Below are 25,580 nucleotides of genomic sequence, written 5' to 3' on the forward strand. Positions count from 1 at the left end.
ATCGAAAGACGAACGAACAAAAAGGTTTTGGGTCGAGGCTTACGATGTTCAGAAAAATCGGGTTACTGATTGGCATGACGGCACTGGCGCTGGCTTCTGGCGTTGCCAGTGCCGTCAGCCTGCAGGATGTCTCCTTCAATGCGTTGCCGGGCGACGGAACAGAGGTCAGGCTGCAGTTTGACGGGCAGCCTCCGGAGCCGACCGGCTATACCATTGACCGCCCGGCCCGGATTGCTGTGGACCTGAAAGGCACCAGCAGCGCCCTGGCGAAGCGCAGTATGGCCCTCGGCAATGGCAATGCGCAGAGCATGACCGTTGTGGAGGCCAATGACCGGACCCGCCTGATCTTCAACCTGGTTGAGCTGGTGCCTTATACCACCAGCGTCGCTGGCGACACCATCACCATGACCATCGGAGGTGGGGACGGCGCGACCGATGAAGCCGCGAATCAGTCGGGCGGTGCTGACGTCGAGGCGGTCGTCGCTCAGAGCCGTCAGCGTGAGGCGGGCGACGGACAGGGTATTACCGGCGTCGACTTCAGCCGCAGCGGCGACGGCGCGGGCCAGGTCAAGGTAACGCTCGCCGGCCCGAGTGTGCCGGTGGATCTGAGCGAAGCGGGCGGCAACATTCGGCTCGTTGTGGACGATGCGCAGGCCCCTGAACGTCTGCGTCGCCGGCTCGATGTGACCGACTTCGCGACCCCGGTCAGCAAGATTGAAACTTACATGGAAGACGGCAACACCGTTGTTGAAATCCACCCGGAAGGCAATTACGACTACCTGGCCTATCAGGCCGGCAATCAGTTTACCGTCAGTGTCGAGCCACTGACCCAGGAAGAGGCCGAACAGCGGCAGGAAGACAAGTTCCCGTACACGGGTGAGAAGTTGTCCCTGAACTTCCAGAACATTGAGGTGCGTTCGGTGTTGCAGCTGATTGCGGATTTCACGGGCCTGAACCTGGTCGCCAGTGACACCGTCAGCGGCAGTATCACGTTGCGGCTTGAGAATGTGCCCTGGGATCAGGCGCTTGAGCTGATCCTTAAAACGAAGGGACTGGACAAGCGCCAGGTCGGCAATGTTCTGCTGGTTGCGCCCGCCGAGGAAATCGCGGCCCGCGAAAAGCTGGAGCTGGAGACCCAGAAGCAGATCGAGGAACTGGCACCGGTTCGCCTGGATATCGTTCAGGTCAACTACGCCAAGGCAGCGGACATCGTGAGTCTCATCAAGGCGGATGAGGAACTGATTTCGGATCGGGGCTTCATCTCCTCGGACGCACGGACCAACACGATCAGTGTCCGGGAGACCAACGAGAAGCTGGAGCAGATCCGCCGACTGGTCAGCACCTGGGACGTCCCGGTCCGTCAGGTGGCCATTGAGGCGCGGATTGTCCGGGCCCAGACCGACGTTGCGGAAGAGCTGGGCATCCAGTGGGGTGGCGGTGCTTACGATGTGGACGGCAATACCGTGACCACCATCGGCGGCTCGCAAGGCACGAACCAGGAGCTGCGCGACGCGGCTTCCGGCCAGGGCGATGGTGTCCTGACGTTCCCGGGAGCGCTCGCGGTGGATCTGGGCGTGGCCGCTCCGAACTCCACGCTCGCGATCGGTGTCGGTAGCGACGACTTCCTGGTGGATCTTGAGTTGTCTGCCCTGGAGAGTGATGGCAAGGCCGAGTTGGTGTCCCAGCCGAAGGTCGTGACAGCGGACCGTCAGACGGCCAGCATCAAGTCGGGCGAGGAAATTCCGTATCAGGAAGCCTCTTCTAGCGGGGCGACGTCCGTGTCCTTCAAGGAAGCAGCGCTGTCTCTGGAGGTCACGCCTCAGATCACACCGGATGACAAGATCATCATGGACCTGTTGGTCAGCCAGGATTCCCGTGGCCAGGTAACGGCAGGTATTCCGGCCATCAACACGAACGAAGTGGCGACTCAGCTCCTGGTGGCGGACGGCGAGACCGTGGTGCTTGGCGGTATCTTCGAGTCAGAACAGGCCACAACGATCTCCAAAACGCCGTTCCTGGGCGACATCCCGTATCTTGGCGCCCTTTTCAAGCGGGTCGAGCACGTGGACGAGCGAAGCGAGCTGCTGATTTTCATCACGCCGCGGATCATGCGGGGCGAGATGATTGAATAACGAACGGCAGGCGTTCTCAAAGCCGCTCCCAAGGGAGCGGCTTTTTTGTATCAGTCCCTCTTGACAGGGGCGCTGGCGCATTTCTTGGCGGGGCAGGCGCTGTGCTATCCTTGCCGATTCGATTTTTCTGGAAGAGCGGACACCATGTCATCCTTGCCTGAACGACTGGTTCTGGTTGGTCCAATGGGCGCCGGCAAAAGTACCATTGGTCGGTTGCTGGCCCGGGAACTGGGTTACGATTTTGTTGATACGGATCGACTGATCGAAGAACGTTGTGGCGCCAATATTCCTTGGATCTTTGATGTGGAAGGCGAAGCTGGCTTCCGCGCTCGAGAGACCGCGATGCTGGAAGAAATGGCGGGCCGGAGTCGTCTGGTGTTGGCGACCGGCGGCGGTGCCGTGCTCAATCCGGACAACCGCCCCCTTATGCGACAGGGAGCGTGGGTCATCTATCTTAAGACGTCTGTCGATCAGCAGTACGCAAGGACGCGCCGGGATCGCAACCGACCACTGCTTCAGAAGGACAACCCGCGCGCAATCCTGGAGACGCTCTTCCGGGAACGCGATCCGGTCTACGATGAGGTATCTGACATGACGGTCCTGACGGATCACCGCAGCCCCCGCTCTGTTGTTCGAGAGCTTCGTGATGCGTTGGGAGGCGCGCATGAAGAGAGCGGCGTGGGTCCGTTGGGTCCCAGAAAGAGGGCGGACTCATGAGCGGTGTTCGGCGAGAGCTACGGGTTGAGCTCGGAGAGCGGAGCTATCCGATTCTGATTGGTACCGGTTTGCTGGGGCATTACGATCTGACGCCCTGGGTGATGGGTGACCGGGTGATGGTGGTCACCAATGAGACCGTCGCGCCCCTCTACCGTGACCGGCTGGACGCCTGCTTCCCCGGGAAACAGGTGGACCATGTGGTGCTGCCGGATGGCGAGGCCTACAAGGACCAGGAAACATTGACCCGGGTTTATGACGCCCTTCTTGAGAAGCGCCATACCCGGCGCACCACCGTGGTGGCATTGGGTGGTGGCGTCATCGGTGATATGGCGGGTTTTGCGGCGGCCTGTTACCAGAGAGGGGTTCCGTTTATTCAGGTGCCGACAACGCTACTCTCGCAGGTGGATTCATCGGTGGGGGGCAAGACCGGAATCAATCACCCACTGGGCAAGAACATGATCGGGGCGTTTCATCAGCCCGAGGCCGTGCTGATCGATACGGACACGCTCACGACCCTGCCGGAGCGTGAGGTGCCGGCGGGCCTGGCGGAAGTCATCAAATACGGCCTGATCCGGGAGCCGGAGTTTCTGGCGTGGCTGGAAGAGCACGTCGAAGCCCTGCTGTCGCTTTCTCCGGATGCACTGGCCGAGGCGATCTACCGCTCCTGCGCCTGCAAGGCGGGTGTCGTCGCCGTCGACGAGCGCGAGGGTGGGCTGCGGGCTATTCTCAATCTTGGGCATACTTTCGGGCATGCGATCGAGACTCATACCGGCTACGGATCCTGGCTCCACGGCGAAGCGGTGGGTTTGGGGATGCTTATGGCGGCGGATTTATCGTGCCGAATGGGCCTGATCAATGAGATCGAACGGGAGCGGGTCCGTCGCCTGCTCCAGCGTGCCCACCTGCCGGCAAGGCCACCATCGGATATGACGCCGGATGACTTCCTGCGGCGGATGGCCGTGGACAAGAAAAATGTGGATGGCCGGATGCGCCTTGTCATTATGCGGCAACTTGGTGAGGCGTTCGTGACCGATGAGGTCGAGCCGGAGAATCTCCGGGCGACATTGACGCATTTTTGCGAATCGGCCTGACGCTGCTTCGAACACGGACGACATGTCATGACGGATAACGCCCTGAAAAGCGACGCCAGTTCTCTCTTTGAGCGTCTGCAGCACCGTTACGGTCTGGGGCGCGACCCGTTGGCGATGGACACACCTTTCTTTGGGGGCGCTCAGCGCCAGCATGCTCTGGAGACGCTTCGACATCTGTCAGGGTTTGGTGATCTGGCCATTCTGGTGACCGGCGAGCCTGGCTCTGGCAAGACGCGGCTTCTGGCGGAGTTGTTCAGTGTGGAGTCGGATCGGTTGACGTTTTACCGGATGCCGGCCCGGGAGCTGACCAGTGAACAGGCGCTGGCCAATCGGCTGCTTCAGGCCGCGCATAAGGGGCTCTCAGCGGGAGAATCCGCCCGCGATGCCGTCTTCGGTTTTTTTCGATGGAGCGAGACGGCGACTCTCCGGGGGCAGCGCATCGTTCTGTTGTTCGATGATGCTGACCAGGTTCCGGGGCATCTTCTGACACTCGTGCTCACGGCCTGGCGTGAGGCGGACGGCGCCAGAGCTGCCGTGCCGCTTTTTGCGGGGACGGACCAGTTGTTGGGGACGCTGGGGTTGACCCGGGAGGGTGACGGTAGCCGCGACCGGATTCACCAGATCCACCTGAGGCCGCTCAGTCGAGAGGAAGTGGCTGACTACCTGCGTCCTCGCATTGAGCTGGCCGGAGGCAACCCCGCGCACCTGTTGGCGCCCGGCGAGCTGCGTCGGCTGCATGAGTTGAGTCAGGGCAGCTTTGGGCGCCTGAAGCGGACCGCTCCCGCCGTCTGGCTGGGGTTGACCAATCATCGCCCCGCTCGCCCGGCGCCGGGCATTCCCTGGCGTCGTCTGTTCTGGCCAGCCTTGGCGGTGCTTGTTCTTGGAGGGTCCTGGGGGGTGGTGTCCTGGCAGTACGATCAGGTCGTGGCATCGGCGCCGGAGGAGGCGCCGATGCGTGCTGAGCCAGAGCGTAAAACGATCCATCTCGGCCCCCAGGATACCGCGCCGGAATCGGGTAACCCCGTCGTGGCGGCATCGGAGACGCCATCCGGAACAGACTCGGATGAGGCGGTCTCACGATCTCCGGAGAACCCGCCGGCGGAGTCCGATGGGCCGGATGACGCCGCACCGGTTGTTGCGGCCCGGCAAACATCCGCCGACACTTCTGCCGAGCCCGAGCCCGAGCCCGAGCCCGAGCCCGAGCCCGAGCCCGAGCCCGAGCCCGAGCCCGAGCCCGAGCCCGAGCCCGAGCCCGAGCCCGAGCCGGTTACACAAGCCGATGAGCAGTCTGACCCGGCACGGCTCAGTGATTACGCCAGTGATCCCCGTTATGTTCCGTTATCTGAGCTGCAAGCGAGGGACGGTATCACCGTTCAGATGATTGCCGGCTATGACACGTCCACTGTGCAGGGATTCGTGAACACCTATTCCGGGGTGGATGGGTGGATGATCACCCGCTCTACACGACAGGGCAGGCCGTGGTATATTGGCTTATATGGTGATTTTGCCAACAGAGACGAAGCCCGAAACGCCATTGCCAGGCTTCCTGAGGCCCTGAAAAGCCGGGACTATTGGGTCAGACCCCTGTCCGGGTTGTAACCCCGCGTACTGACGATGCTTTCGTGACTCATTTCCTCAACGACCCATTCCAATAACATGCCAGAGTCGTTTGGCTCATTTGAGTACGTAATAGTACGTATGTAAAATGCTGAGCCCCCATTTTCAGTGTCAGGAGTGCGATTGGGCAGATGTGTGCCTTAAGATCCTGATTGAAAAGATTTTTTAGATGAGAGAACGCTTATGATGACAGGTTTGTATCGTCCCGAAGAGGTTCGGGACAACTGTGGATTCGGCCTGATCGCCCACATGGAGGGTGAGGCCAGCCACAAGTTGCTGCAAACTGCCATCGAGTCGCTGACCTGCATGACCCACCGTGGCGGGATTGCGGCTGACGGCAAGACCGGGGATGGCTGCGGCCTGCTACTGCAGAAACCGGATGTCTTCCTGCGCAAAGCCGCAAAGGAGAGCCTTGGCCACTCGCTGGGCGACCTCTACGGCGTTGGCATGGTGTTCCTGAACCCGGACGAACAGAAGGCGCGCCGTGGTCGTGAAACCATCGAAAAACACTTGATCGATCAGGGGCTGTCGGTGGTTGGCTGGCGTGTCGTGCCGACCAACAACGACTGTCTCGGGCCAATGGCTGTGGACTGTCTGCCGCGCATTGAGCAGGTTTTTGTCGAGCCCGGTGATGCCTCTGCATCGGCCCGTGAATTCGGTATCTCCCTGTTCCTCGGGCGCCGTCATGCGGAAAACGAAATGGCGGATGACGAGGAATTCTGCATCTGTAGCCTGTCAGACCGGACGCTGGCCTATAAGGGTCTGATGATGCCGGCGGACATCACCCGTTTCTACGAGGATCTGGGTGATGAGGACATGGCGACCGGCATCTGCGTCTTCCACCAGCGTTTCTCCACCAACACCATGCCGCGCTGGCCACTGGCCCAGCCGTTCCGCTTCCTCGCGCACAACGGCGAGATCAACACCGTTGAGGGCAACCGCAACTGGGCCATCGCCCGCGCGTCCAAGTTCAAATCACCGGAACTGCCGGACCTGCAGACCCTGCAGCCACTGGTGAACCGCAGTGGCTCGGATTCCTCCAGCATGGACAACATGCTTGAGGTTCTGCTTGCTGGCGGCGTGGATCTGTTCCGTGCGGTTCGGATGATGATTCCACCGGCCTGGCAGAACGTGGACACCATGGACCCCGATCTGCGGGCGTTCTATGAGTACAACTCCATGCACATGGAACCCTGGGACGGCCCGGCCGGCCTGGTGATGTCTGACGGCCGACATGCCGTGTGCATGCTCGACCGAAATGGCCTGCGTCCGGCCCGCTGGGTTCTGACGCGGGATAACTTCATGACGCTTGCCTCGGAAATTGGAACCTATGAGTACCGCCCGGAAGATGTGGTCGCCAAGGGCCGGGTCGGGCCGGGGCAGATTCTGGCGATTGACACGGAATCCGGCAAGGTGCTCCACACCAAAGACGTGGACGAGCGCCTGAAAAACGCCCAGCCGTACAAGCAATGGCTGCGTGAGAATGCGCTGCGGGTCGAGTCCACCCTGAATCAGGGGACGGCACCGGAGTTTCGTCTCATGGACAAGGACGAGCTGCTGGTCCACCAGAAGATGTTCCAGGTCACCTACGAGGAACGGGACCAGGTCATGCGCCCGCTGGCCGAGAACGGTCAGGAAGCGGTGGGGTCGATGGGGGACGATACGCCCATGGCCGTTCTGTCCTCCCGCGTGCGCCACGTGGCCGACTACTTCCGGCAGAAGTTTGCGCAGGTGACCAACCCGGCGATTGACCCGCTTCGCGAGGCAATCGTCATGTCGCTGGAGACCTGTCTGGGCGCCGAGCGAAACGTGTTTGAGGAAACGCCGGACCACGCCAACCGGATCATCCTGTCCACGCCGGTGCTGTCGCCAAACAAGTTCCTGCACATTGAGAACAACGACCGGCCCGGCTTTGAGGTGGCTCGCATCCGCCTGAGTTACCGCCCGGAGCAGGGGCTTCAGAAGGCCATCAAGGCCGTCTGCGAGGAAGCCGAGCAGGCGGTTCGGGACGGCAAGGTCCTGCTGATCCTCAGTGACAAGGCGCTCACCGAAGGCGAGTTGCCGGTCAACGCGCTGATGGCGACGGGCGCCGTCCATCACCATCTGGTACAACAGGGGCTTCGCAGCGACGCCAACCTGATTATTGAAACCGGCTGGGCGCGCGACTCGCATCAATTTGCGGTGCTGTTTGGCTTTGGCGCCACGGCGGTCTACCCGTACCTGTCGTACCAGGTCCTGAATGACCTGATCGACACGGGTGAGCTGCTGATGGACCCGATCCAGGCCAAGAACAACTACCGCAAGGGCGTCAACAAGGGGCTGCTGAAGATCCTGTCGAAGATGGGGATCTCCACCATGACCTCATACCGCGGCGCGCAGTTGTTCGAAGCCGTCGGCATGTCCGACGAAGTGGTCGACCTGTGTTTCCAGGGCGTGGCCAGCCGGATTCAGGGCGCGACCTTCTACGATTTCCAGCAGGATCAGGAGACGCTGGCAAAACAGGCCTGGAAGAACCGCAAGCCGGTACCGCCGGGTGGTTTTCTGAAGTACATTCATGGCCAGGAATACCATGCCTTCAACCCCGATGTGGTCAGCACGCTGCAACAGGCGGTTACCGATGGCGATTACGGCACGTACCGCGAGTACGCCGGGCTGGTCAACGAGCGGCCTGTCGCCACGCTGCGGGACCTGCTGACCTTCCGGGATGACATCAAGGCTGTTGATCTGGACGATGTCGAGCCGGTGGAGAACATCTTCCCCCGCTTCGACTCGGCCGCCATGTCGCTGGGCGCACTGTCGCCGGAGGCTCATGAGGCGCTGGCGATGGCCATGAATACGCTCGGCGGTCGCTCGAACTCCGGTGAGGGGGGCGAGGACCCGGCCCGGTACGGCACCAACCGCCGCTCGAAGATCAAGCAGGTCGCCTCCGGTCGCTTCGGTGTGACGGCTGAGTACCTGCGCAGTGCCGAAGTGATGCAGATCAAGGTCGCCCAGGGCGCGAAGCCCGGCGAGGGGGGGCAGCTGCCGGGCGGCAAGGTCAACGAACTGATCGCTCGGCTGCGCTATTCCGTGCCGGGTGTGACGCTGATTTCGCCACCCCCGCACCATGACATCTACTCGATTGAGGATCTGGCGCAGCTGATCTTTGATCTCAAGCAGGTCAACCCGAAAGGGCTGGTGTCCGTGAAACTGGTGTCGTCACCGGGTGTCGGTACCGTCGCGGCGGGCGTGGCCAAGGCGTACGCCGACCTGATTACCATTTCGGGTTATGACGGCGGTACAGCGGCCAGTCCGTTGACGTCGATCCGCTACGCCGGTTCCCCGTGGGAGCTGGGTCTGAGCGAGGCGCACCAGACGCTGCGCGGCAACGACCTGCGTGGCTCCGTGCGTCTGCAGACGGACGGTGGCCTCAAGACCGGGCTGGATGTGGTGAAGGCCGCCATCATGGGCGCCGAAAGCTTTGGCTTCGGTACTACGCCGATGGTGGCGCTGGGCTGCAAGTACCTGCGGATCTGTCACCTGAATAACTGCGCAACGGGGGTTGCCACGCAGAACGACCACCTGCGGGCTGAGCACTTCAAGGGCACGGTCGAGATGGCCATGAACTTCTTCCGCTTCGTGGCGGAGGAAACCCGGGAGTGGATGGCGCGTCTGGGCGTTCGGAGTCTGGAAGAGTTGGTCGGGCGGACCGACCTGCTGACGATTCTGGAAGGCGAGACGCCGCGCCAGAAGAACCTGGACCTCACGCCGCTGCTTGGCAGCGATGCCGTTCCGGCGGATAAGCCCAATACCTGTCAGGTCGAGCGCAATGTGCCGTTCGACGAGGGGGCGTTGGCCGAGCAGATGGTCAGGGACACGGCGGACGCCATCGCCAGCAAGCAGGGCGGCACCTGGCAGTACACCATTACCAACTGCGACCGTTCCATTGGTGCCCGTGTGGCCGGCGAAATCGCCGAAGTCCACGGCAACCAGGGTATGGCGGAAACGCCCCTGCGCCTGGAGCTCAACGGCACGGCCGGTCAGAGTCTGGGGGTCTGGAACACCGGCGGCCTGCACCTGATCCTGGAGGGCGACGCCAACGACTACGTCGGTAAGGGCATGACCGGTGGCAAAGTGGTCATCCGCCCGCCGAGCGGCAGCACCTTCAAGACGCAGGATACGGCCATTATGGGCAACACCTGCCTCTACGGCGCCACCGGCGGCAAACTGTTTGCGGCCGGCACGGCGGGCGAGCGCTTCGGTGTCCGGAACTCCGGTGTTCACGCCGTCGTGGAAGGCGCCGGCGACCACTGCTGTGAGTACATGACCGGCGGTCTGGTGACCGTACTTGGCCGAACCGGCCACAACTTTGGTGCCGGCATGACGGGCGGTTTTGCCTACGTGCTGGATGAAGCCAACACCTTCGTTGACCAGTACAACCACGAACTGGTGGAGATCCAGCGAATTTCCAGCGAAGACATGGAAATGTACCGCAACCACCTGCGCAGCGTGATCCGTGAGCACGTCACGGAAACCGATAGCGTCTGGGCCGGTCACATTCTCGACAATTTCGATGACTATGTCGGTCGTTTCTGGCTGGTAAAGCCGAAGGCGGCAAGCCTCGGCTCCCTGCTCGCCAGCACCCGTGCGCGTCCGGAATAAACGCCGGACGCGTCCCGTGACGACCCTGATCGAAATTGACCGAATGAGAGCTGCGTGATGAAAGAGAGACTGAATAACCACTTCCAGTTTGTTGAAGTCGGCCGTGTGGATCCGAACAAGGTGCCGGCGAAAAAGCGGAAAAAAGAATTCGCCGAGATCTATCATCCGTTCGAACCCGGCGAAGCCGCCAGTCAGTCGCATCGTTGTCTGCACTGCGGCAACCCATACTGTGAGTGGAAGTGCCCTGTGCACAACTACATTCCCAACTGGCTGCAGCTGGTGTCCGAGGGAAACATCATGAAGGCGGTGGAGCTGTGTCACCAGACCAACTCCCTGCCGGAAGTCTGTGGTCGTGTCTGCCCTCAGGACCGGCTCTGTGAAGGCGCCTGTACCCTCAATGACGGCTACGGCGCCGTCACCATCGGCTCGGTGGAGAAATACATCACCGATACGGCGTTTGCTCTGGGCTGGAAACCGGACGTCTCGGACGTCGTCTGGACCGACAAGAAAGTCGCCGTGATTGGCGCCGGTCCGGCCGGTCTCGGTTGCGCCGACGTACTGGTCCGCAACGGCGTGAAACCGGTGGTCTATGACATCTACCCGGAAATCGGCGGCCTGCTGACCTTCGGAATTCCGGAGTTCAAGCTGGAAAAGAGCGTCATGGAACGGCGTCGCGCTGTGTTTGAGGAGATGGGCGTCGAATTCCGCCTCAATACCGAAGTCGGCAAGGACGTCGCGATGGAGGACATCCTGGAAGACTTTGATGCGGTCTTTATGGGCATGGGCACCTACACCTACATGAAAGGGGGCTTCCCGGGTGAGGATCTGCCGGGCGTTTACGACGCGCTGCCGTACCTGGTGTCCAACATTGATCGCCGTCTGGGTTTCTCTGCGACCAACAGCGACTTCATCGACATGAAGGACCAGCGTGTGGTCGTGCTGGGGGGTGGCGATACCGCCATGGACTGCAACCGGACGGCGATTCGCCAACAGGCCGCCAGTGTCACCTGCGCCTATCGCCGGGATGAAGAGAACATGCCGGGGTCACGCAAGGAGGTCGCCAACGCCAAGGAAGAGGGGGTAAAATTCCGCTTCAACCGTCAGCCCATCGCGATCATCGGTGAGGATCGTGTGGAAGGCGTGAAGGTGGTTCGCACCCAGCTGGGCGAGCCGGATGAGAATGGTCGCCAGCGTCCGGAAGTGGTGCCGGGCAGCGAGGAAGTTCTGCCGGCCGATGCCGTCCTTGTCGCCTTCGGTTTCCGGCCCAGTCCGGCCGATTTCTTTGACGATGCGAGCATCAAGGTGGATGATCGCGGTCGGGTGGACGCGCCTGAGGACAGCGAGTTCCACTTCCAGACGTCAAATCCGAAAATCTTTGCCGGTGGCGATATGGTCCGTGGCTCCGACCTGGTCGTAACAGCCATCTGGGAAGGGCGCCAGGCCGCCGAAGGCATCATGGATTACCTGGACGTCTGACGGCACACATGCGGCAATAGCGAGACCCTGATGAGCGACCTGCAGAATGACCGGCTGATCCGCGCACTGTTGCGCCAGCCGGTGGACCGGACGCCGGTCTGGATGATGCGCCAGGCCGGGCGTTACCTTCCGGAATACCGGGCCACACGGGAAAAGGCCGGCAGTTTCCTGAGCCTTTGCAAGAACACCGAGCTGGCCTGCGAGGTGACGATGCAGCCGCTCCGGCGCTTCCCGCTGGACGCCGCCATTCTGTTCTCTGACATACTGACCATCCCGGAGGCGATGGGCCTGGGCCTGTACTTCGAGACCGGGGAAGGGCCCAAGTTCCGCCATACCGTCCGTTCCGCAGCGCAAGTGGATGCTCTGCCACGTCTGAATGCTGAGACCGATCTGGATTACGTCATGAATGCCGTATCGGCCATCCGCACCGCTCTGGGAGGCGAGATGCCGCTGATCGGCTTCACAGGCAGTCCGTGGACGCTGGCCACGTACATGGTCGAAGGCGGCTCCTCCAAGGACTTCCGGCATGTCAAAGGCATGCTGTATGGCCAGCCCGAGGTGATGCATGCCTTGATGGCCAAGCTCGCGGATGCGGTGACCGATTACCTCAATGCCCAGATCCGCGCCGGGGCTCAGGTTGTCCAGATTTTTGATACCTGGGGCGGTTCCCTGACCGGTCCGGCCTATCGTGAGTTCTCACTTGCCTACATGGAGCGGATCGTGAATGGCCTGATCCGCGAGCAGGACGGTCGGCGCGTGCCGGTGATCCTGTTCACGAAGAACGGCGGCCAGTGGCTGGAGTCCATGGCGGAGACTGGTGCCGATGCGCTGGGCTTGGACTGGACCACGGATATTGGCAAGGCCCGAGAACGGGTGGGCGACCGGGTGGCTCTGCAGGGCAATCTCGACCCGGCGATGCTGTTCGCCCCGCCGGAGCGAATCCGGGAAGAAGTGGCCTACATTCTGTCCCGTTTCGGGCGCCACAATGGTCACATTTTCAACCTCGGCCACGGCATCACCCCGGATGTGAACCCGGACCATGCCAAGGCGTTCATTGAAGCCGTGACAGAGCTGAGCCCGGCATACCACCAATGATTGGTTAGCCGCGGAAAGACACGGAAAGCACGGAAACGCCCTTCGGGCGAAAATTAGAAAGCATACTGTTCTAGGTACTTGTTGGCTCGATCAGTCCATGCCGGGTGGCATTCGGAACAGTCGGGCCGCTATAAGGAGGTCGACAAAATCGAGGCAACCCGAGTCAACTTGGCTGCACTTGTCACTCTTTATTTTCAGTGATTTCCGTGTCTTTCCGTGGCAAAAGCATCCTTCCCTGAATCTAGTCCCCCTCATGCCCCAGATATCGCAGCTCCCGGTCCAGTAACGCCGGGTCGCCGAGGTTGAGCTCCACCAGGCGCTTCAGGTGAGTGGCGCTGTCCAGGTCAATGTACTGGCAGCGGAAGCCCAGCCGGTCGTCCTCGACGTGGCGAAGCGTCACCGCCATGACGATGGCGCTGTCCAGGTCGTTCAGGTGGATAACCACTTCGAACGAATCGTCCTCAGGCGGTGTCCAGTTCTCCGGTCGGGCCACAAGAACGCCTTTCAGCGAAATATCCTGCAGAGTCGAAGACCAGACCTGGTCGCGCTGATGCAGCTCACAGGGGGCGTCAAACACAATACGGTGGAAATGGCGGCGGTCCGGTTGCATGGTGTCGTTCGTCACGGTGGTTCGACCTTTATCTTTGGTTATTGTTTTAAAGATAGCAACCCGTCGCGGTATGTGACGAGCGTGTTCTGGAAATGGCTGTGGAATGGGGGGCGTCAGGTGTCGCTCAGCTCGTCCAGTGCATCCAGCGCCTCGCTCAGCCGGGTCACCGGGATAACCCGCATGCCGTCGATGGCCTTTCGAGGTGCGTTGGCTTTGGGCGCCAGAGCGTGGCGGAAACCATGTTTGGCCGCCTCGTAAATGCGTTCCTGGCCGCTGGGGACCGGGCGGATCTCGCCAGAGAGCCCCACTTCACCGAAGATCACCAGGTCCTGGGGCAGAGTGCGATCCCGGAATGACGACACAATCGCCGCGAGTAGCGCCAGATCGCCGCTTGTCTCGGTGACCTTGACCCCGCCGACGACGTTGACGAATACGTCCTGATCCGCGACATGCAGGCCGCCATGGCGATGCAGTACGGCCAGCAGCATCGCCAGCCGGTTCTGGTCCAGCCCCACTGCGACCCGCCGGGGATAGCCGCCCTGGGCGAGGTCCACGAGCGCCTGGATTTCCACCAGCATCGGCCGGGTGCCTTCCCAAACCACCATCACGACGCTGCCGGGCGCGGCCTCCTCGCTGCGGTTCAGGAAAATGGCGCTGGGATTCTTGACCTCTTTCAGGCCCTGCTCGAGCATCGCGAACACGCCCAGCTCATTGACGGCGCCGAAGCGGTTCTTGATGCCGCGCAGTGTGCGGAAGCGACTGTCGCCGGAGCCTTCCAGCAGGATGGAGCAGTCGATCATGTGCTCCAGCACCTTCGGGCCGGCCAGGCTGCCGTCCTTGGTGACATGGCCAACCAGGAACAGGATGGTGCCCGTCTGCTTGGCGAAGCGGGTCAGGTAAGCGGCGCTTTCCCGGACCTGGGAGACGCTGCCGGGGGCAGATTCCACGTCAGACACATGCATGACCTGAATACTGTCGACGACGAGAACCCGCGGCTTTTCCGTCTCCGCCACCTGAATAATGCGTTCGACGTTGGTTTCCGAAAGCATGTTCAGGTCGTTGGTGGCCACGCCCAGTCGCTGGGCGCGAAGGGCCACCTGCTGGAGGGATTCCTCACCCGTGACGTAGAGCGCCCGCTGGTCGCGGGCGAGATGACAGACGGTTTGAAGCAACAGGGTGCTCTTGCCGGCACCGGGCTCGCCCCCCATCAAGATCGCCGAGCCCTCCACCAGCCCGCCACCGAGGACCCGGTCCAGCTCGTTCATCCCGGAGCCGATCCGGCGCTGTTCCTCGGTGCTGACCGAGGCCAGGGTCGTCACGCCGGAGAGGCTGCCCGCGAAGCCCTCAAAACGGGCGCTGCGGCGGGCCGTCGCGGCATTGCCGCCGGCGCCGCGCACCTCGCTGATGGTGTTCCAGGCCGAACAGGCCGTGCACTGGCCCTGCCATTTGGAATAGTCCGCCCCGCATTCGGTGCAGACATAGGCGGTTTTGGTTTTTGCCATGGACGCCTCAGAGAGCTGCCGGATCATTGGATGGGCGTTGCGATGCCACAAGATGAATGTCGTAGCCGCAGACGGTCGCGTATTTCCGAAGCAGGTGCCAGCTCGGGTTGCTTTTCCCGCGCTCCAGGCGACTGATATTGGACTTGTGAGTCCCCATGCGTTCGGCCACCTGATCCTGGGTTAGACCAGCGTGATGTCGCATGGTCAGTAGCTGGTCGATCAGCTCGAACTCCGGCCCCAGACGGTCGTATTCCGCACGAACGGCAGGGTCCTGTAGCGCCTTCCGCTTGAGTGCTTCAAGTGTCATGTTTCTTCACCTCCCGCAGCCGCTTCAGTGCTTTGTCCAGCTCTTTTGGCGGCGTTTTCTGAGTCTTCTTGACGAAGACATGAAGCACGATGATCCGTTGCCCGGACTGGTAACAATAGAGACCTCGTGCAATGCCTTCCATGGACTTGGCGCGAATTTCGAAGAGGCCGTTGCCCATAGCCCGGGTGTGGGGGTATCCCAGATGAACGCCGTGACGGGCAATCAGTTCCAGCATACGAAGGAACCGCGCTTGCAACTTCGGTGGAAGTGCGAGAATGCTTTCTTCCACATCCTAGTGTCTCGTCTGGTTAATTCGCTGACTTACTGAGCCCCTGAAAGGTGTGAGAGCAAGGCGCGATGGCGAAGGTTTGGTGGTTCCAAATCGAGTCAGCGCAACGCGGCTATCAGACCTTTCAGGGGCTCCCGAAGGGCGCGCCGCTGACGGCTCTGGAGCGACGTTGTCAGTCCTTGACGGGGAATGACCCCGCCTGCGGACTGACGCCTTGCCCAGAACCGTCAGAGGCGCGCAGTAAGTCAGCGAATTAACCAGACGAGACACTAGACAAAGTGGATTGACCATTTCATTTTGTGCTCCATCCATGGAGTTGTCAAATATGATAACTTTCAGGGTGTAGAATGTCGATGCTGTGGCAGGGTCACGCTCTGGAATCGAAAGAGGGAGGCGCCCCTCGTGGGGAGGGGCGCAGCCATCAGGCCAGTTTCTTGTACTTCATGCGCTGCGGGACCATGGCGGAGTCGCCCTTGCGCTTCTTGTGGTCCTCGTCGTATTCGCTGAAGTTGCCTTCGAAGAAGACCACCTCGCTGTCACCCTCGAAAGCGAGGATGTGCGTGGCGACCCGGTCCAGGAACCAGCGGTCGTGCGAGATGACAAGCGCGCTGCCGGGGAAGGTGAGCAGGGCTTCTTCCAGCGCACGCAGGGTTTCCACGTCCAGGTCGTTGGTCGGTTCGTCCAGCAGCAGGGTGTTGCCGCCTTCCTTCAGCAGCTTGGCCAGGTGCAGGCGGTTGCGCTCACCGCCGGACAGTTCGCTGACGCGCTTCTGCTGGTCGCTGCCCTTGAAGTTGAAGCGGCCCACATAGGCGCGGGACGGCGTCTGGTAGTTGCCGACCTGGATGATGTCCTGGCCGTCACTGAGTTCTTCCCACACCGTCTTGTCGCTGTTCAGGTCACGCATCTGGTCGACGTAGGCCAGCTTGACGCTGTCTCCGACTTCGATGGTGCCCCTGTCCGGCTCGTCCAGACCGGCGATCATCCGGAACAGCGTGGACTTACCGGCGCCGTTGCCACCGATGATGCCCACGATGCCGCCTGAGGGGATTGAGAAAGACATGTTCTCGTACAGCAGCTGACCGTCGAATGCCTTGCTGACGCCCTCGGCTTCGATGACCTTGTTACCGAGACGCGGTCCGGGCGGGATGTACAGCTCGTTCGTTTCGTTACGCTTCTGGAATTCCTGCGAGTTGAGCTCCTCGAAGCGATCCAGGCGGGCCTTGTTCTTCGACTGCTGGCCCTTGGCGCCTTTCTTGACCCACTCCAGCTCTTTCTTGATGGTCTTCTGGCGGGCCTGCTCCTGTTTGGCTTCCACCTCCAGGCGCTTCTCCTTGGCTTCCAGCCACTGGCTGTAGTTGCCTTCAAATGGAATGCCCTGGCCGCGGTCGAGCTCCAGAATCCACCCGGCCACATTGTCGAGGAAGTAGCGGTCGTGGGTGATCGCCACAACGGTGCCGCTGAAATCGTGCAGGAAACGCTCCAGCCAGGCGACGGATTCAGCATCCAGGTGGTTTGTGGGCTCGTCCAGCAACAGCATGTCGGGGCTGGACATCAGCAGCCGGCACAGTGCCACGCGGCGACGCTCACCACCGGACAGGTTGGTCACCTTCTGCTCCCACGGCGGCAGACGCAGCGCATCGGCGGCCACTTCGAGCTTGCGTTCAATGTCGTGACCGTCGGCCGCCTGGATGAAACTTTCCAGTTCCCCCTGGCGCTTGGCCAGCTCGTCAAAATCCGCATCCGGATCGGTGTAGGCCGTGTAGACCTCGTCCAGTTCGGCCAGTGCCTTGTGGATGCTTTCCACGGCTTCATCGACGATCTCTTTGACCGTCTTGCTGTCGTCCAGCTCCGGTTCCTGAGGCAGATAGCCGATGTTCAGGCCGGGCTGGGGGCGGGCTTCACCGTTGTACTCCTGGTCCACGCCGGCCATGATGCGCAGCAGCGTCGATTTACCCGCACCGTTCAGGCCCAGTACGCCGATCTTGGCGCCCGGGAAGAAGCTGAGGTTGATGTCCTTGAGGATTTCCTGCTTGGGCGGGACGACCTTGCCCAGGTTGTTCATCGTGAAGACGTATTGAGCCATGACGAGGGTCTGACCTCCTGGTTTGAATCGGGTGATCCGGGGCCCGGTCGGCCCGCGGAAAAAAGAATGGGCGAAAAGAGTTGTACGGTAGCGAATGACGGGGCCTTTGGCAATTGGCGAACGTCGCGCAAAAGATGATTCCGGGCAGCATTCTGCGCTAGAATGACGGGCCAATTTCACCACCACATCCTGTCACCATCCGTTTTCAGATCAGAGGGGCACGCCATCCATGTTCAGACGTGATATGTCCATCGCCGATTTCGACACCGACGTCCAGAAGGCGATTGATGCGGAAAACCGTCGCCAGGAGGAACACATCGAGCTAATTGCCTCCGAGAACTACACCAGCCCACGGGTGATGGAAGCGCAGGGCAGCGCCCTCACCAACAAATACGCTGAAGGCTACCCGGGCAAGCGCTATTACGGTGGCTGCGAGCATGTTGATGTGGTCGAGAACCTGGCCATTGAGCGTGCCAAGGAGCTGTTTGGCGCGGATTACGCGAATGTTCAGCCGCATTCCGGCTCCCAGGCCAACGCGGCGGTCTATCTCGCGCTGCTCAAGCCGGGCGACACGGTGCTCGGTATGAGCCTGGATGCGGGCGGGCACCTGACCCATGGCGCAGCTCCCAACTTTTCCGGAAAGCTCTACAACGCCGTCCAGTATGGTCTGGACCTGGACACCGGGCTGATTGACTACGACGAGGTCGAGCGTCTGGCGGACGAGCACCAGCCGAAGATGATCCTGGCCGGTTTTTCGGCCTACTCGAAAAAGCTCGACTTCGCCCGTTTCCGCCAGATTGCGGACAAAGTCGGTGCCTGGCTGTTTGTCGATATGGCCCATGTGGCGGGGCTTGTGGCGGCCGGCGTCTATCCGGACCCGATGCCGCATGCCCACGTTGTGGCGACAACCACCCACAAGACGCTCCGCGGTCCGCGCAGTGGCCTGATTCTGGCTGGTGACGACGAGAAGCTGCAGAAAAAGCTGAATTCGGCCGTGTTCCCGGGGAGTCAGGGTGGCCCGCTGATGCACGTGATCGCCGGCAAAGCCGTTTGCTTCAGGGAAGCAATGAGCCCGGAGTTCCGTGAATATCAGGAGCAGGTGGTGCGCAACGCCAAGGCGATGGCGACCGTGTTCATCGACCGGGGTTTCGACGTGGTCTCCGGCGGGACGGACAACCACCTGTTCCTGCTCAGCCTGATCAAGCAGGACATTACTGGTAAAGACGCCGATGCCGCACTGGGTCGCGCCAATATCACGGTTAACAAGAACGCGGTTCCGAATGACCCACGCTCGCCGTTCGTCACATCCGGCCTGAGGATTGGTACGGCGGCCATGACGACACGGGGCTTTGGCGAAGACGAGGCCCGTGAGCTGGCAGGATGGATGTGCGACATACTGGATGACCTCGAGAATGAGGACACCATCAACAAGGTCCGGGACCAGGTCCTGGCGCTTTGCCGCCGGTTCCCGGTCTACGGTGACTGACTGACCGGTGCTGGGGCCGGTCGTTGGCCGGCCCGGATTCGAAGGGAGCAGGCAACATGCATTGTCCGTTTTGCGGTGAAGCTGACACAAAAGTGATCGACTCGCGCCTGGTGGCCGAAGGTGACCAGGTGCGCCGCCGTCGCGAATGCCTGTCCTGTCGCGAGCGTTTCACAACCTTTGAATCCGCCGAACTGGTGATGCCGCGCATCGTCAAACAGGACGGGACGCGCCAGCCTTTCGATGAGGAGAAGCTGCGCGACGGCATCATGAAGGCACTCGAGAAGCGGCCGGTCAGCATCGAGGCCATTGACGCGGCGCTCAATCGCATCCGATTCCGGCTGCGGGCGATGGGCGAACGGGAGATCAGTTCCATTACGCTGGGGGAGGAGGTCATGAATGAGCTCCGCCAGTTGGATCAGGTGGCCTATGTGCGGTTCGCCTCCGTTTACCGCAGCTTCCAGGACATCAACGAGTTCAAGGACGAGATTGAACGCCTGACCACCCAGATGGCGAATGGTGCCGACCCGGTTGACGTGGCGAAGGTGCTGGCGGGTCCGGACGACGAGAAAGAATGAGGCGGTGTCCGTAATGGCTGATCGTGCCCTGGATGCCGCTCTGATGGCCCGCGCCATCCGTCTGGCCTGGCGTGGGCAGTACTCCGCGCACCCCAATCCCCGTGTCGGCTGCGTGCTGGCGCACGGCGAACAGGTCGTCGGTGAGGGCTGGCACGAGCGGGCTGGCGAAGCCCATGCCGAGGTCCGTGCACTGGCGGATGCCGGTGAGCGGGCCCGCGACGCGACGGCGTATGTCACGCTCGAGCCCTGTCGCCACCACGGCCGGACGCCCCCCTGTGCCGATGCGCTGGTGGAAGCCGGTGTCGGGCGAGTTGTCGTCGCCATGACCGATCCGAACCCGCAGGTCGCCGGTGGCGGTATCGAACGGCTTGAAGCGGCCGGTATTCCGGTGACCTGTGGTGTGCTGGATGTCGAAGCGCGGCGGCTGAATGACGGGTTCGTGACCCGTATGACAACAGGGAGGCCCCGGGTGCGGGTCAAAGTCGCAGCGAGTCTGGACGGCCGGACGGCCATGGCCTCTGGAGAGAGTCAGTGGGTTACCGGCGCGGCCGCCCGTTCTGACGTCCAGCGATTACGGGCGATGAGTGGTGCCATCATCACCGGTGCCGGAACGGTGCTGGCGGACGATCCGAGTCTGACGGTGCGCCCGGAGCAGGCGGATTTTCCGGCTTGGGCGAGCCAACCGCCCGGCCAGCCCCTCAGGGTGATACTGGACCGTCAGTTCCGCACCCCCAGTGACGCGCAGGTGATCACAACCGGCCCGGTGTTGATTGTCGGTGATCACACGCAGGAGAGCAGCGATGCCGCCCGGCGTCTTCAGGACAGCGGGGCGCAGGTTCTGGGCGTTGACACCAGGCATGCGTCGGGTATGTTGGCCGCCGTTCTGGCGGAACTCGGACGTCGCGACGTCAACGATGTGCTGGTGGAAGCCGGACCGACGGTGGCAGGAGCGTTCGTTGAGGTCGCACAGGTCGATGAGTTCTGGCTGTATCAGGCACCGGTATTTCTCGGTAGCCAGGGGCGCCCGGTGGTTGAGCTGCCGATTGAACGCATGGCGGACAAGGTGAGTTGGACGGTCTTGGACCGTCGGCAGGTGGGGGCGGATCAGCGACTGATTCTGACGCCCCGTCAACACAACGAATTGTGAGACTTATGGCACTGGACCGTATCGAAGACATTATCGACGACATCCGTCAGGGCAAGATGGTGATCCTGATGGATGATGAGGACCGGGAAAACGAAGGCGACCTGGTGATGGCGGCCGAGCACTGCACGGCCGATGCGATCAACTTCATGGCGCGGTTCGGCCGGGGTCTCATCTGTATGCCGATGACCCGCCAGCGTTGCGAGCAGCTGGATCTGCGGCTGATGGTCTCGGAGAACGATTCCGGCTTTGGCACCAAGTTCACCGTTTCCATCGAAGCCGCCCGGGGCGTCTCTACGGGGATCTCTGCGGCGGACCGGGCCCGCACCGTTCAGGCGGCCGTGGCCCGTGGCGCGTTGCCGGCGGACATTGTTCAGCCCGGGCACATCTTTCCGCTCATGGCGGACGCCGGCGGCGTTCTGAGCCGGGCGGGGCATACCGAAGCGTCCTGTGATCTGGCGAGTCTCGCCGGTTGCGAGCCGGCCGGTGTCATCTGCGAGATCATGAACGAGGACGGCACCATGGCCCGTCGGGAAGATCTTGAAGCCTTTGCCGAGGAACATGGCCTGCGGATCGGCACCATCGCGGACCTGATTCATTACCGGACGCTGAACGAGCGCACCATCGAGTGCATCGACGAGTACGATCTGGAGACTGAGTACGGCCTGTTCCAGTTGCGCACGTATCGCGACACGATCCAGGGCCGCACGCACCTGGCGCTGACGCGAGGCACCATCGACGCCAGCGTACCCGCCGTCGTCCGTGTGCACGTCACGGATACGCTCCGGGACCTGCTAGGCGCCCGCCGTTCCGGCTCCCATAGCTGGCCGTTGCATCGGGCGCTGGAGAAGGTGTCGCAGGCGGACTCTGGTGTCGTTGTCCTGCTGAACAGCGGCGAGGACAGCTACAATCTGGAAGACAGGATCCGTGAGTTCTTCGATCCGGACCGGCACGGCGCGGCCAAGGGTAGCTCCGGTGTGTACTTCACGGTCGGGACTGGCTCACAGATTCTCCGGGACCTCGGGGTCGGGAAGATGCGCCTGCTGAGTGCCCCAATCAAGTTTTCCGCCATTTCCGGGTTCGACCTGGAAGTGGTTGAGTATCTGCCGTACGAGGGGTAACCGCGGCGATCATATTTGCGAGGAGTCATTCATGACAGACATCAGGACGCTGGAAGGGGATTTTACCCAGTGCAGTGGTCAGTACGCCCTTGTGGTAGGGCGATTCAACGGGTTCGTCGTGGACAGTCTGGTTGAGGGGGCGCTGGATACCCTGCGCCGCCACGGGATCGGCGAATCGGATATCACGATTGTCCGGGTCCCCGGCGCCTATGAAATGCCGCTGGCGGTCAAGAAAGTGGCATCAACCGGCCGATACGATGCCGTTATCGCGTTGGGGGCCGTCATCCGTGGCGGCACGCCCCATTTCGACTACGTGGCCGGAGAAGCCTCCAGTGGCCTGGGCGCCGTTAGCCTGGAAACCGACGTGCCGGTGGCGTTTGGGCTGCTGACCGTCGACTCCATCGAACAGGCCATCGAACGCTCCGGTACCAAGGCCGGTAATAAAGGCGGTGACGCTGCTATGACCGCGCTTGAGATGGTCAGTCTTTTCCGCAAGCTGGATGACCAATGACCGATCCACAATCACCCGTCGACCCGCCGAACAATGCCCCATCGTCGCGCCCGAAAGCGAGTGAACGCCGCCGCGCACGGGTGCTGGCCATGCAGGCGCTCTATCACCGGCATTACTCGAGCAGTCCGATCAACCAGATCGAGGCGGAGTTCATGACCGATCAGGATATGAGCCAGGTCGATACGGCCTATTTCCGGGATCTGCTGCGAGGGGTGGCCACCAAGCAGGGGGATCTGGACGAGGTGCTCGAGCCCTATCTGGATCGGCCGATCGGTGAGGTGGATCCGGTGGAATTGGCGATCGTGCGCCTTGGGGCATACGAGCTCAAGGAGCGCATTGACGTGCCCTACCGAGTGGTCATCAACGAGGGCATCGAGCTGGCGAAGCGGTTTGGTGGTACCGAGGGCCACAAATTCGTCAACAGCATCCTCGACCGGCTCAGCCGCCGGTTGCGTCTGGCGGAAACCCGTCCCCGCTGACATGGATGAGTTCGAGCTCATCCGCCGGTTTGTGGACCCGGTGGCCCGGGCGACGCGCAATGAGGCCGTGCGCCTTGGCCCCGGCGACGATGGCGCGATCCAGTCCGTGCCGGCGGGTTACGAACTCGTATTCTCAATCGACACCATGGTCGCGGGTGTCCACTTTCCAAACGCCTACCCGGGTCATTGCCTGGCCACGCGCGCGCTGGGTGCCGCCGTCAGCGACCTGGCCGCCATGGGGGCCGACCCGGTCTGTTTCACGCTTTCGCTGACATTGCCTCATTCGGATGAGGCGTTCCTCTCATCGTTCTTCCAGTCCCTCTCTGATCGGGCGCAGGCGCTGGGTGTCGCGCTGGCAGGCGGTGATGTGACGGCGGGGCCGCTGAGCGTCTCCGTGCAGGCGCACGGTCAGGTTCCGGCAGGGGCGGCCATAACGCGCGGCGGGGCAAAACCCGATCAGCTGGTCGTGGTTTCCGGCACGCTGGGCGACGCGGCCGGAGCGCTCGACATGCTTGATCGCGACCGTCCCAATGAGTACCAGGGCGCGCTGCTGGCTCGTTATCACCGCCCGGAGCCGCGCCTGGCTCTCGGCCAGCGACTGAGGTCGATGGCCACGGCCGCTGTGGACGTCTCCGACGGCCTGCTTGCGGATCTGGGGCACCTGTTGGTGGCATCGGGTTGTGGCGCGACCATCGACGCGAGCGCGGTGCCGTGCTCAGACGCTTTGTTGCGATGTGCCGGACAGGGCGCTGGCGTTCTGGCGCTGACCGGCGGCGACGATTACGAGCTGTGCTTTACCCTGCCAGAGGTCCAGTGGTCCGACGAGCTGTCGGAAACGGTTCCACTGACGGTGATTGGCCGCACGCAGCCGGCGCCCGGATTGGATGTGGTGAACCGTCCACCGGGGCTGAACAGGGCGATGACCGGGTATGACCATTTCGGAGGTGGCCGTGAGTGACCCTCATGCCGGGCAGGAACCGGAGGCGGTCGGCCCCCTGTTACCGCCGGGGTTTTTGCGCCATCCGATTCATCTGCTGGCCTTCGGGTTCGGCAGCGGCGCCGCGTCCCGGGCCCCGGGGACATGGGGCAGCCTGGCCGCGATTCCTCTGTATTTTCTGTTCTTCTGGGTGCCGACGCCGGTTTACTGGCTGGTGGTCCTTGTGGCGCTGCTGGTGGGCATCTGGCTCTGTGGGCGGACCGCAGCCCACCTGGGCGTCCACGACCACAGTGGCATCGTCTGGGATGAGTTTGTTGGCATGTGGATCGTGCTGGGGTTGCATCCGGAGACGTGGCAGGGGGTGCTCGTGGCGTTCCTGCTGTTCCGGTTGTTCGATGTCGCCAAGCCCTGGCCCATCGGCTGGCTCGACCGACGGTTGCCCGGTGGTTTTGGCATCATGATGGACGACGTCGTCGCCGGCCTCATGGCACTGGCGGGGCTGTATCTGCTCGATGCCACCCTGATCCCATTTGCGCTCTGACGAACACGCTGTCTCAAGAGCCCCTTCTATGGTGCTCCTAGTGTCTCGTCTGGTTCATTCGCTGACTTACTGCGCGCCGCTGACGGCTTCTGGAGCGACGTTGTCAGCCGACACTAGTGGACGCGGTGCGTCTGTTCGGGCAGCATTCGGGCGACATGGAGGAAGCGGCGCAGGCCGGTCTCCGCCCGTTCCCGTGACGCAAATGGTCCGCTGTCGAACCCTTCTCGGGTGGTGAAGTACCACTTACCACCGACGCAGAAGAATCGACTGCTCCGGAATGGGACCGGTCCCGACTCACCGGTGCGATTCTGTGTATCCATGGGGGCCTCCTGTACCGGCGTTCTTGTTATTGGTGTCGGTCTGGTCGCGGTTGCTTTGATGTCGGAGCCCTGCTCTGTGGTCCGACTTACACCCAATCTAATCGAATTGGCTAGATTTTCAACAAAATTTCACATTGTGGAGGAGTGGAACTGTGACAAACGAGATGACGAGAGCTCTGCGCGGTCTGGCCTGTGTGCTGATGCTGGCCTTCCTGACCGGCTGCGGCACCACCATGTATCAGGTCCAGACCTGGGAAGGTGAGCGGGCGGGGGATGCTGATACCGCCATGCTCGATGCGCCGGGAACGATCAAGGTCCAGTCCGTCAACGGCCGGTCAATGACCTCGTACTTCCTGGAAGATCTGGATCTGAGTTACGAACTGCTGCCGGGAGAGAACCGTGTCGTGTTTGTTCGCAAAACCATCTGGGCCAAGGCACAGCGGGTTGATAACGGCGAGTCCTCCGTGCATACCGTCGAAACGGCGCCCCGTGAAGTGATCATCAATGCCCGCCCGGGCGCTCACTACCGCTTCCAGGCGCCAAGCCCGCAAAGCCGGAAAGAGGCCATGGCGACGGTTGAGCAGTATCTTGCGACGGTCGTGGACGCGGATGGCAAGACCGTTGCGGAGGCCGGGCCGGTGTCGGCGTCCACTGAGACCGCTGCGTCCGTTGCTGATGGGGATAGTGCGCGGCAGAAGACGGCGTCAGGAAACGATCTGTCCACGCTGGACGCCATGAAAACGCTCTGGAAAAAAGCCAGCAGCGAGGAGAAGCAGCGGTTTCTGGACTGGGCGTTTGAGTGACGTGATTTCGGCCACGGAAAGACACTGAAAGCACGGAAATTTTCCAGCCCGAAGGGCGTTTCCGTGCTTTCTGTGTTTTTCAGTGGCCCGTCCTTATTCTTCA

Annotated in this window: 22 protein-coding genes; 16 read left to right on the top strand and 6 right to left on the bottom strand. The window is 62.0% G+C overall.

From position 1 onward, the window contains the following. Window positions 1–44: 44 nt before the first annotated feature. The 7 genes from C8D92_RS13770 (at window position 45) to hemE (ending at window position 12,769) form a co-directional block, all read left to right on the top strand. Complete coding sequence (locus C8D92_RS13770; RefSeq protein WP_116919687.1) at window positions 45–2,132, top strand: type IV pilus secretin PilQ; 2,088 nt, start codon at window positions 45–47, stop codon at window positions 2,130–2,132. A gap of 144 nt (window positions 2,133–2,276) precedes the next feature. After that, window positions 2,277–2,849 (top strand): shikimate kinase AroK, encoded by a 573-nt coding sequence (gene aroK, locus C8D92_RS13775; protein ID WP_095611963.1) that lies wholly within the window; start codon window positions 2,277–2,279, stop codon window positions 2,847–2,849. After that, a complete protein-coding gene (aroB, locus tag C8D92_RS13780) occupies window positions 2,846–3,940 on the top strand; it encodes a 3-dehydroquinate synthase (protein WP_116919688.1) in 1,095 nt (364 codons plus the stop codon). Before aroK ends, aroB begins: the two co-directional genes overlap by 4 nt. Window positions 3,941–3,967: 27 nt before the next feature. Continuing rightward, window positions 3,968–5,539, top strand: coding sequence for an AAA family ATPase (locus tag C8D92_RS13785; protein ID WP_243402456.1), 1,572 nt, complete (start codon window positions 3,968–3,970; stop codon window positions 5,537–5,539). Between the two features lie 201 nt (window positions 5,540–5,740). Further along, window positions 5,741–10,198, top strand: coding sequence for a glutamate synthase large subunit (gene gltB, locus C8D92_RS13790; protein ID WP_116919689.1), 4,458 nt, complete (start codon window positions 5,741–5,743; stop codon window positions 10,196–10,198). A 57-nt stretch (window positions 10,199–10,255) separates the two neighbouring features. After that, window positions 10,256–11,674, top strand: coding sequence for an FAD-dependent oxidoreductase (locus C8D92_RS13795; RefSeq protein ID WP_095611053.1), 1,419 nt, complete (start codon window positions 10,256–10,258; stop codon window positions 11,672–11,674). Window positions 11,675–11,704: 30 nt separating this feature from the next. Continuing rightward, window positions 11,705–12,769: a uroporphyrinogen decarboxylase gene (hemE, locus tag C8D92_RS13800; RefSeq protein WP_116919690.1), complete on the top strand. Its 1,065-nt coding sequence runs from the start codon at window positions 11,705–11,707 to the stop codon at window positions 12,767–12,769. A 241-nt stretch (window positions 12,770–13,010) separates the two neighbouring features. On the opposite strand, the gene C8D92_RS13805 is transcribed toward hemE, so the two are convergent. The 5 genes from C8D92_RS13805 to ettA all read right to left on the bottom strand — a co-directional run bounded on the left by C8D92_RS13805 (window position 13,011) and on the right by ettA (window position 17,560). Further along, entirely contained in the window at window positions 13,011–13,379 is a 369-nt protein-coding gene (locus C8D92_RS13805) for a PilZ domain-containing protein (protein WP_116919691.1), read from the bottom strand. Window positions 13,380–13,492: 113 nt separating this feature from the next. Next, entirely contained in the window at window positions 13,493–14,881 is a 1,389-nt protein-coding gene (radA, locus tag C8D92_RS13810; RefSeq protein ID WP_116919692.1) for a DNA repair protein RadA, read from the bottom strand. Window positions 14,882–14,888: 7 nt separating this feature from the next. Then, window positions 14,889–15,188 (bottom strand): helix-turn-helix domain-containing protein, encoded by a 300-nt coding sequence (locus tag C8D92_RS13815; protein ID WP_116919693.1) that lies wholly within the window; start codon window positions 15,186–15,188, stop codon window positions 14,889–14,891. After that, the gene (locus tag C8D92_RS15885; protein ID WP_279338317.1) at window positions 15,178–15,477 is read right to left on the bottom strand and encodes a type II toxin-antitoxin system RelE/ParE family toxin; all 300 of its coding nucleotides are present in this window, start codon (window positions 15,475–15,477) and stop codon (window positions 15,178–15,180) included. Before C8D92_RS15885 ends, C8D92_RS13815 begins: the two co-directional genes overlap by 11 nt. A 421-nt stretch (window positions 15,478–15,898) precedes the next feature. Further along, window positions 15,899–17,560, bottom strand: coding sequence for an energy-dependent translational throttle protein EttA (gene ettA / locus C8D92_RS13825; protein ID WP_116919695.1), 1,662 nt, complete (start codon window positions 17,558–17,560; stop codon window positions 15,899–15,901). A 229-nt stretch (window positions 17,561–17,789) separates the two neighbouring features. Here ettA and glyA point away from each other — a divergent pair, with 229 nt between their 5' ends. Genes glyA through C8D92_RS13865 form a run of 8 tightly spaced genes read left to right on the top strand, consistent with a single transcriptional unit; the run spans window position 17,790 to window position 24,354 of the window. Beyond that, window positions 17,790–19,046: a serine hydroxymethyltransferase gene (gene glyA / locus C8D92_RS13830; protein ID WP_116919696.1), complete on the top strand. Its 1,257-nt coding sequence runs from the start codon at window positions 17,790–17,792 to the stop codon at window positions 19,044–19,046. Window positions 19,047–19,102: 56 nt separating this feature from the next. Continuing rightward, window positions 19,103–19,621: a transcriptional regulator NrdR gene (gene nrdR, locus C8D92_RS13835; protein WP_095612320.1), complete on the top strand. Its 519-nt coding sequence runs from the start codon at window positions 19,103–19,105 to the stop codon at window positions 19,619–19,621. A 13-nt stretch (window positions 19,622–19,634) separates the two neighbouring features. Then, window positions 19,635–20,768: a bifunctional diaminohydroxyphosphoribosylaminopyrimidine deaminase/5-amino-6-(5-phosphoribosylamino)uracil reductase RibD gene (gene ribD, locus C8D92_RS13840; protein ID WP_116919697.1), complete on the top strand. Its 1,134-nt coding sequence runs from the start codon at window positions 19,635–19,637 to the stop codon at window positions 20,766–20,768. 5 nt (window positions 20,769–20,773) lie between these two features. Further along, on the top strand, window positions 20,774–21,886 hold the full coding sequence (ribBA, locus tag C8D92_RS13845) for a bifunctional 3,4-dihydroxy-2-butanone-4-phosphate synthase/GTP cyclohydrolase II (protein ID WP_095612322.1): 1,113 nt from the start codon (window positions 20,774–20,776) through the stop codon (window positions 21,884–21,886). 31 nt (window positions 21,887–21,917) lie between these two features. Beyond that, window positions 21,918–22,397 carry a 6,7-dimethyl-8-ribityllumazine synthase gene (gene ribH / locus C8D92_RS13850; protein WP_095612323.1) on the top strand — a complete coding sequence of 160 codons (480 nt, stop codon included), beginning with the start codon at window positions 21,918–21,920 and terminating at the stop codon, window positions 22,395–22,397. Beyond that, window positions 22,394–22,876: a transcription antitermination factor NusB gene (gene nusB, locus C8D92_RS13855; protein ID WP_116919698.1), complete on the top strand. Its 483-nt coding sequence runs from the start codon at window positions 22,394–22,396 to the stop codon at window positions 22,874–22,876. The genes ribH and nusB overlap by 4 nt, the downstream gene beginning before the upstream one ends. Window position 22,877: 1 nt before the next feature. Beyond that, entirely contained in the window at window positions 22,878–23,834 is a 957-nt protein-coding gene (gene thiL, locus C8D92_RS13860; RefSeq protein ID WP_116919699.1) for a thiamine-phosphate kinase, read from the top strand. Further along, a complete protein-coding gene (locus C8D92_RS13865) occupies window positions 23,806–24,354 on the top strand; it encodes a phosphatidylglycerophosphatase A family protein (protein WP_116919700.1) in 549 nt (182 codons plus the stop codon). The genes thiL and C8D92_RS13865 overlap by 29 nt, the downstream gene beginning before the upstream one ends. Window positions 24,355–24,467: 113 nt before the next feature. Here C8D92_RS13865 and C8D92_RS13870 read toward each other — a convergent pair whose 3' ends face one another. Continuing rightward, complete coding sequence (locus tag C8D92_RS13870; protein WP_095612327.1) at window positions 24,468–24,674, bottom strand: DUF6316 family protein; 207 nt, start codon at window positions 24,672–24,674, stop codon at window positions 24,468–24,470. 152 nt (window positions 24,675–24,826) lie between these two features. On the opposite strand from C8D92_RS13870, the gene C8D92_RS13875 reads away from it, so the two are divergent. Continuing rightward, complete coding sequence (locus tag C8D92_RS13875; RefSeq protein WP_095612328.1) at window positions 24,827–25,477, top strand: DUF2057 family protein; 651 nt, start codon at window positions 24,827–24,829, stop codon at window positions 25,475–25,477. Window positions 25,478–25,580 lie beyond the last annotated feature (103 nt).

The sequence above is a fragment of the Tamilnaduibacter salinus genome, from assembly GCF_003096655.1.
Taxonomy (GTDB): domain Bacteria; phylum Pseudomonadota; class Gammaproteobacteria; order Pseudomonadales; family Oleiphilaceae; genus Tamilnaduibacter; species Tamilnaduibacter salinus.

Bases quoted from the DNA above. Each gene is read 5' to 3' on its own strand.
- C8D92_RS13770 (WP_116919687.1), top strand. From the start codon at position 45: ATGTTCAGAAAAATCGGGTTACTGATTGGCATGACGGCACTGGCGCTG.
- aroK (WP_095611963.1), top strand. From the start codon at position 2,277: ATGTCATCCTTGCCTGAACGACTGGTTCTGGTTGGTCCAATGGGCGCC.
- aroB (WP_116919688.1), top strand. From the start codon at position 2,846: ATGAGCGGTGTTCGGCGAGAGCTACGGGTTGAGCTCGGAGAGCGGAGC.
- C8D92_RS13785 (WP_243402456.1), top strand. From the start codon at position 3,968: ATGACGGATAACGCCCTGAAAAGCGACGCCAGTTCTCTCTTTGAGCGT.
- gltB (WP_116919689.1), top strand. From the start codon at position 5,741: ATGATGACAGGTTTGTATCGTCCCGAAGAGGTTCGGGACAACTGTGGA.
- C8D92_RS13795 (WP_095611053.1), top strand. From the start codon at position 10,256: ATGAAAGAGAGACTGAATAACCACTTCCAGTTTGTTGAAGTCGGCCGT.
- hemE (WP_116919690.1), top strand. From the start codon at position 11,705: ATGAGCGACCTGCAGAATGACCGGCTGATCCGCGCACTGTTGCGCCAG.
- C8D92_RS13805 (WP_116919691.1), bottom strand. From the start codon at position 13,379: ATGCAACCGGACCGCCGCCATTTCCACCGTATTGTGTTTGACGCCCCC.
- radA (WP_116919692.1), bottom strand. From the start codon at position 14,881: ATGGCAAAAACCAAAACCGCCTATGTCTGCACCGAATGCGGGGCGGAC.
- C8D92_RS13815 (WP_116919693.1), bottom strand. From the start codon at position 15,188: ATGACACTTGAAGCACTCAAGCGGAAGGCGCTACAGGACCCTGCCGTT.
- ettA (WP_116919695.1), bottom strand. From the start codon at position 17,560: ATGGCTCAATACGTCTTCACGATGAACAACCTGGGCAAGGTCGTCCCG.
- glyA (WP_116919696.1), top strand. From the start codon at position 17,790: ATGTTCAGACGTGATATGTCCATCGCCGATTTCGACACCGACGTCCAG.
- nrdR (WP_095612320.1), top strand. From the start codon at position 19,103: ATGCATTGTCCGTTTTGCGGTGAAGCTGACACAAAAGTGATCGACTCG.
- ribD (WP_116919697.1), top strand. From the start codon at position 19,635: ATGGCTGATCGTGCCCTGGATGCCGCTCTGATGGCCCGCGCCATCCGT.
- ribBA (WP_095612322.1), top strand. From the start codon at position 20,774: ATGGCACTGGACCGTATCGAAGACATTATCGACGACATCCGTCAGGGC.
- ribH (WP_095612323.1), top strand. From the start codon at position 21,918: ATGACAGACATCAGGACGCTGGAAGGGGATTTTACCCAGTGCAGTGGT.
- nusB (WP_116919698.1), top strand. From the start codon at position 22,394: ATGACCGATCCACAATCACCCGTCGACCCGCCGAACAATGCCCCATCG.
- thiL (WP_116919699.1), top strand. From the start codon at position 22,878: ATGGATGAGTTCGAGCTCATCCGCCGGTTTGTGGACCCGGTGGCCCGG.
- C8D92_RS13865 (WP_116919700.1), top strand. From the start codon at position 23,806: ATGACCATTTCGGAGGTGGCCGTGAGTGACCCTCATGCCGGGCAGGAA.
- C8D92_RS13870 (WP_095612327.1), bottom strand. From the start codon at position 24,674: ATGGATACACAGAATCGCACCGGTGAGTCGGGACCGGTCCCATTCCGG.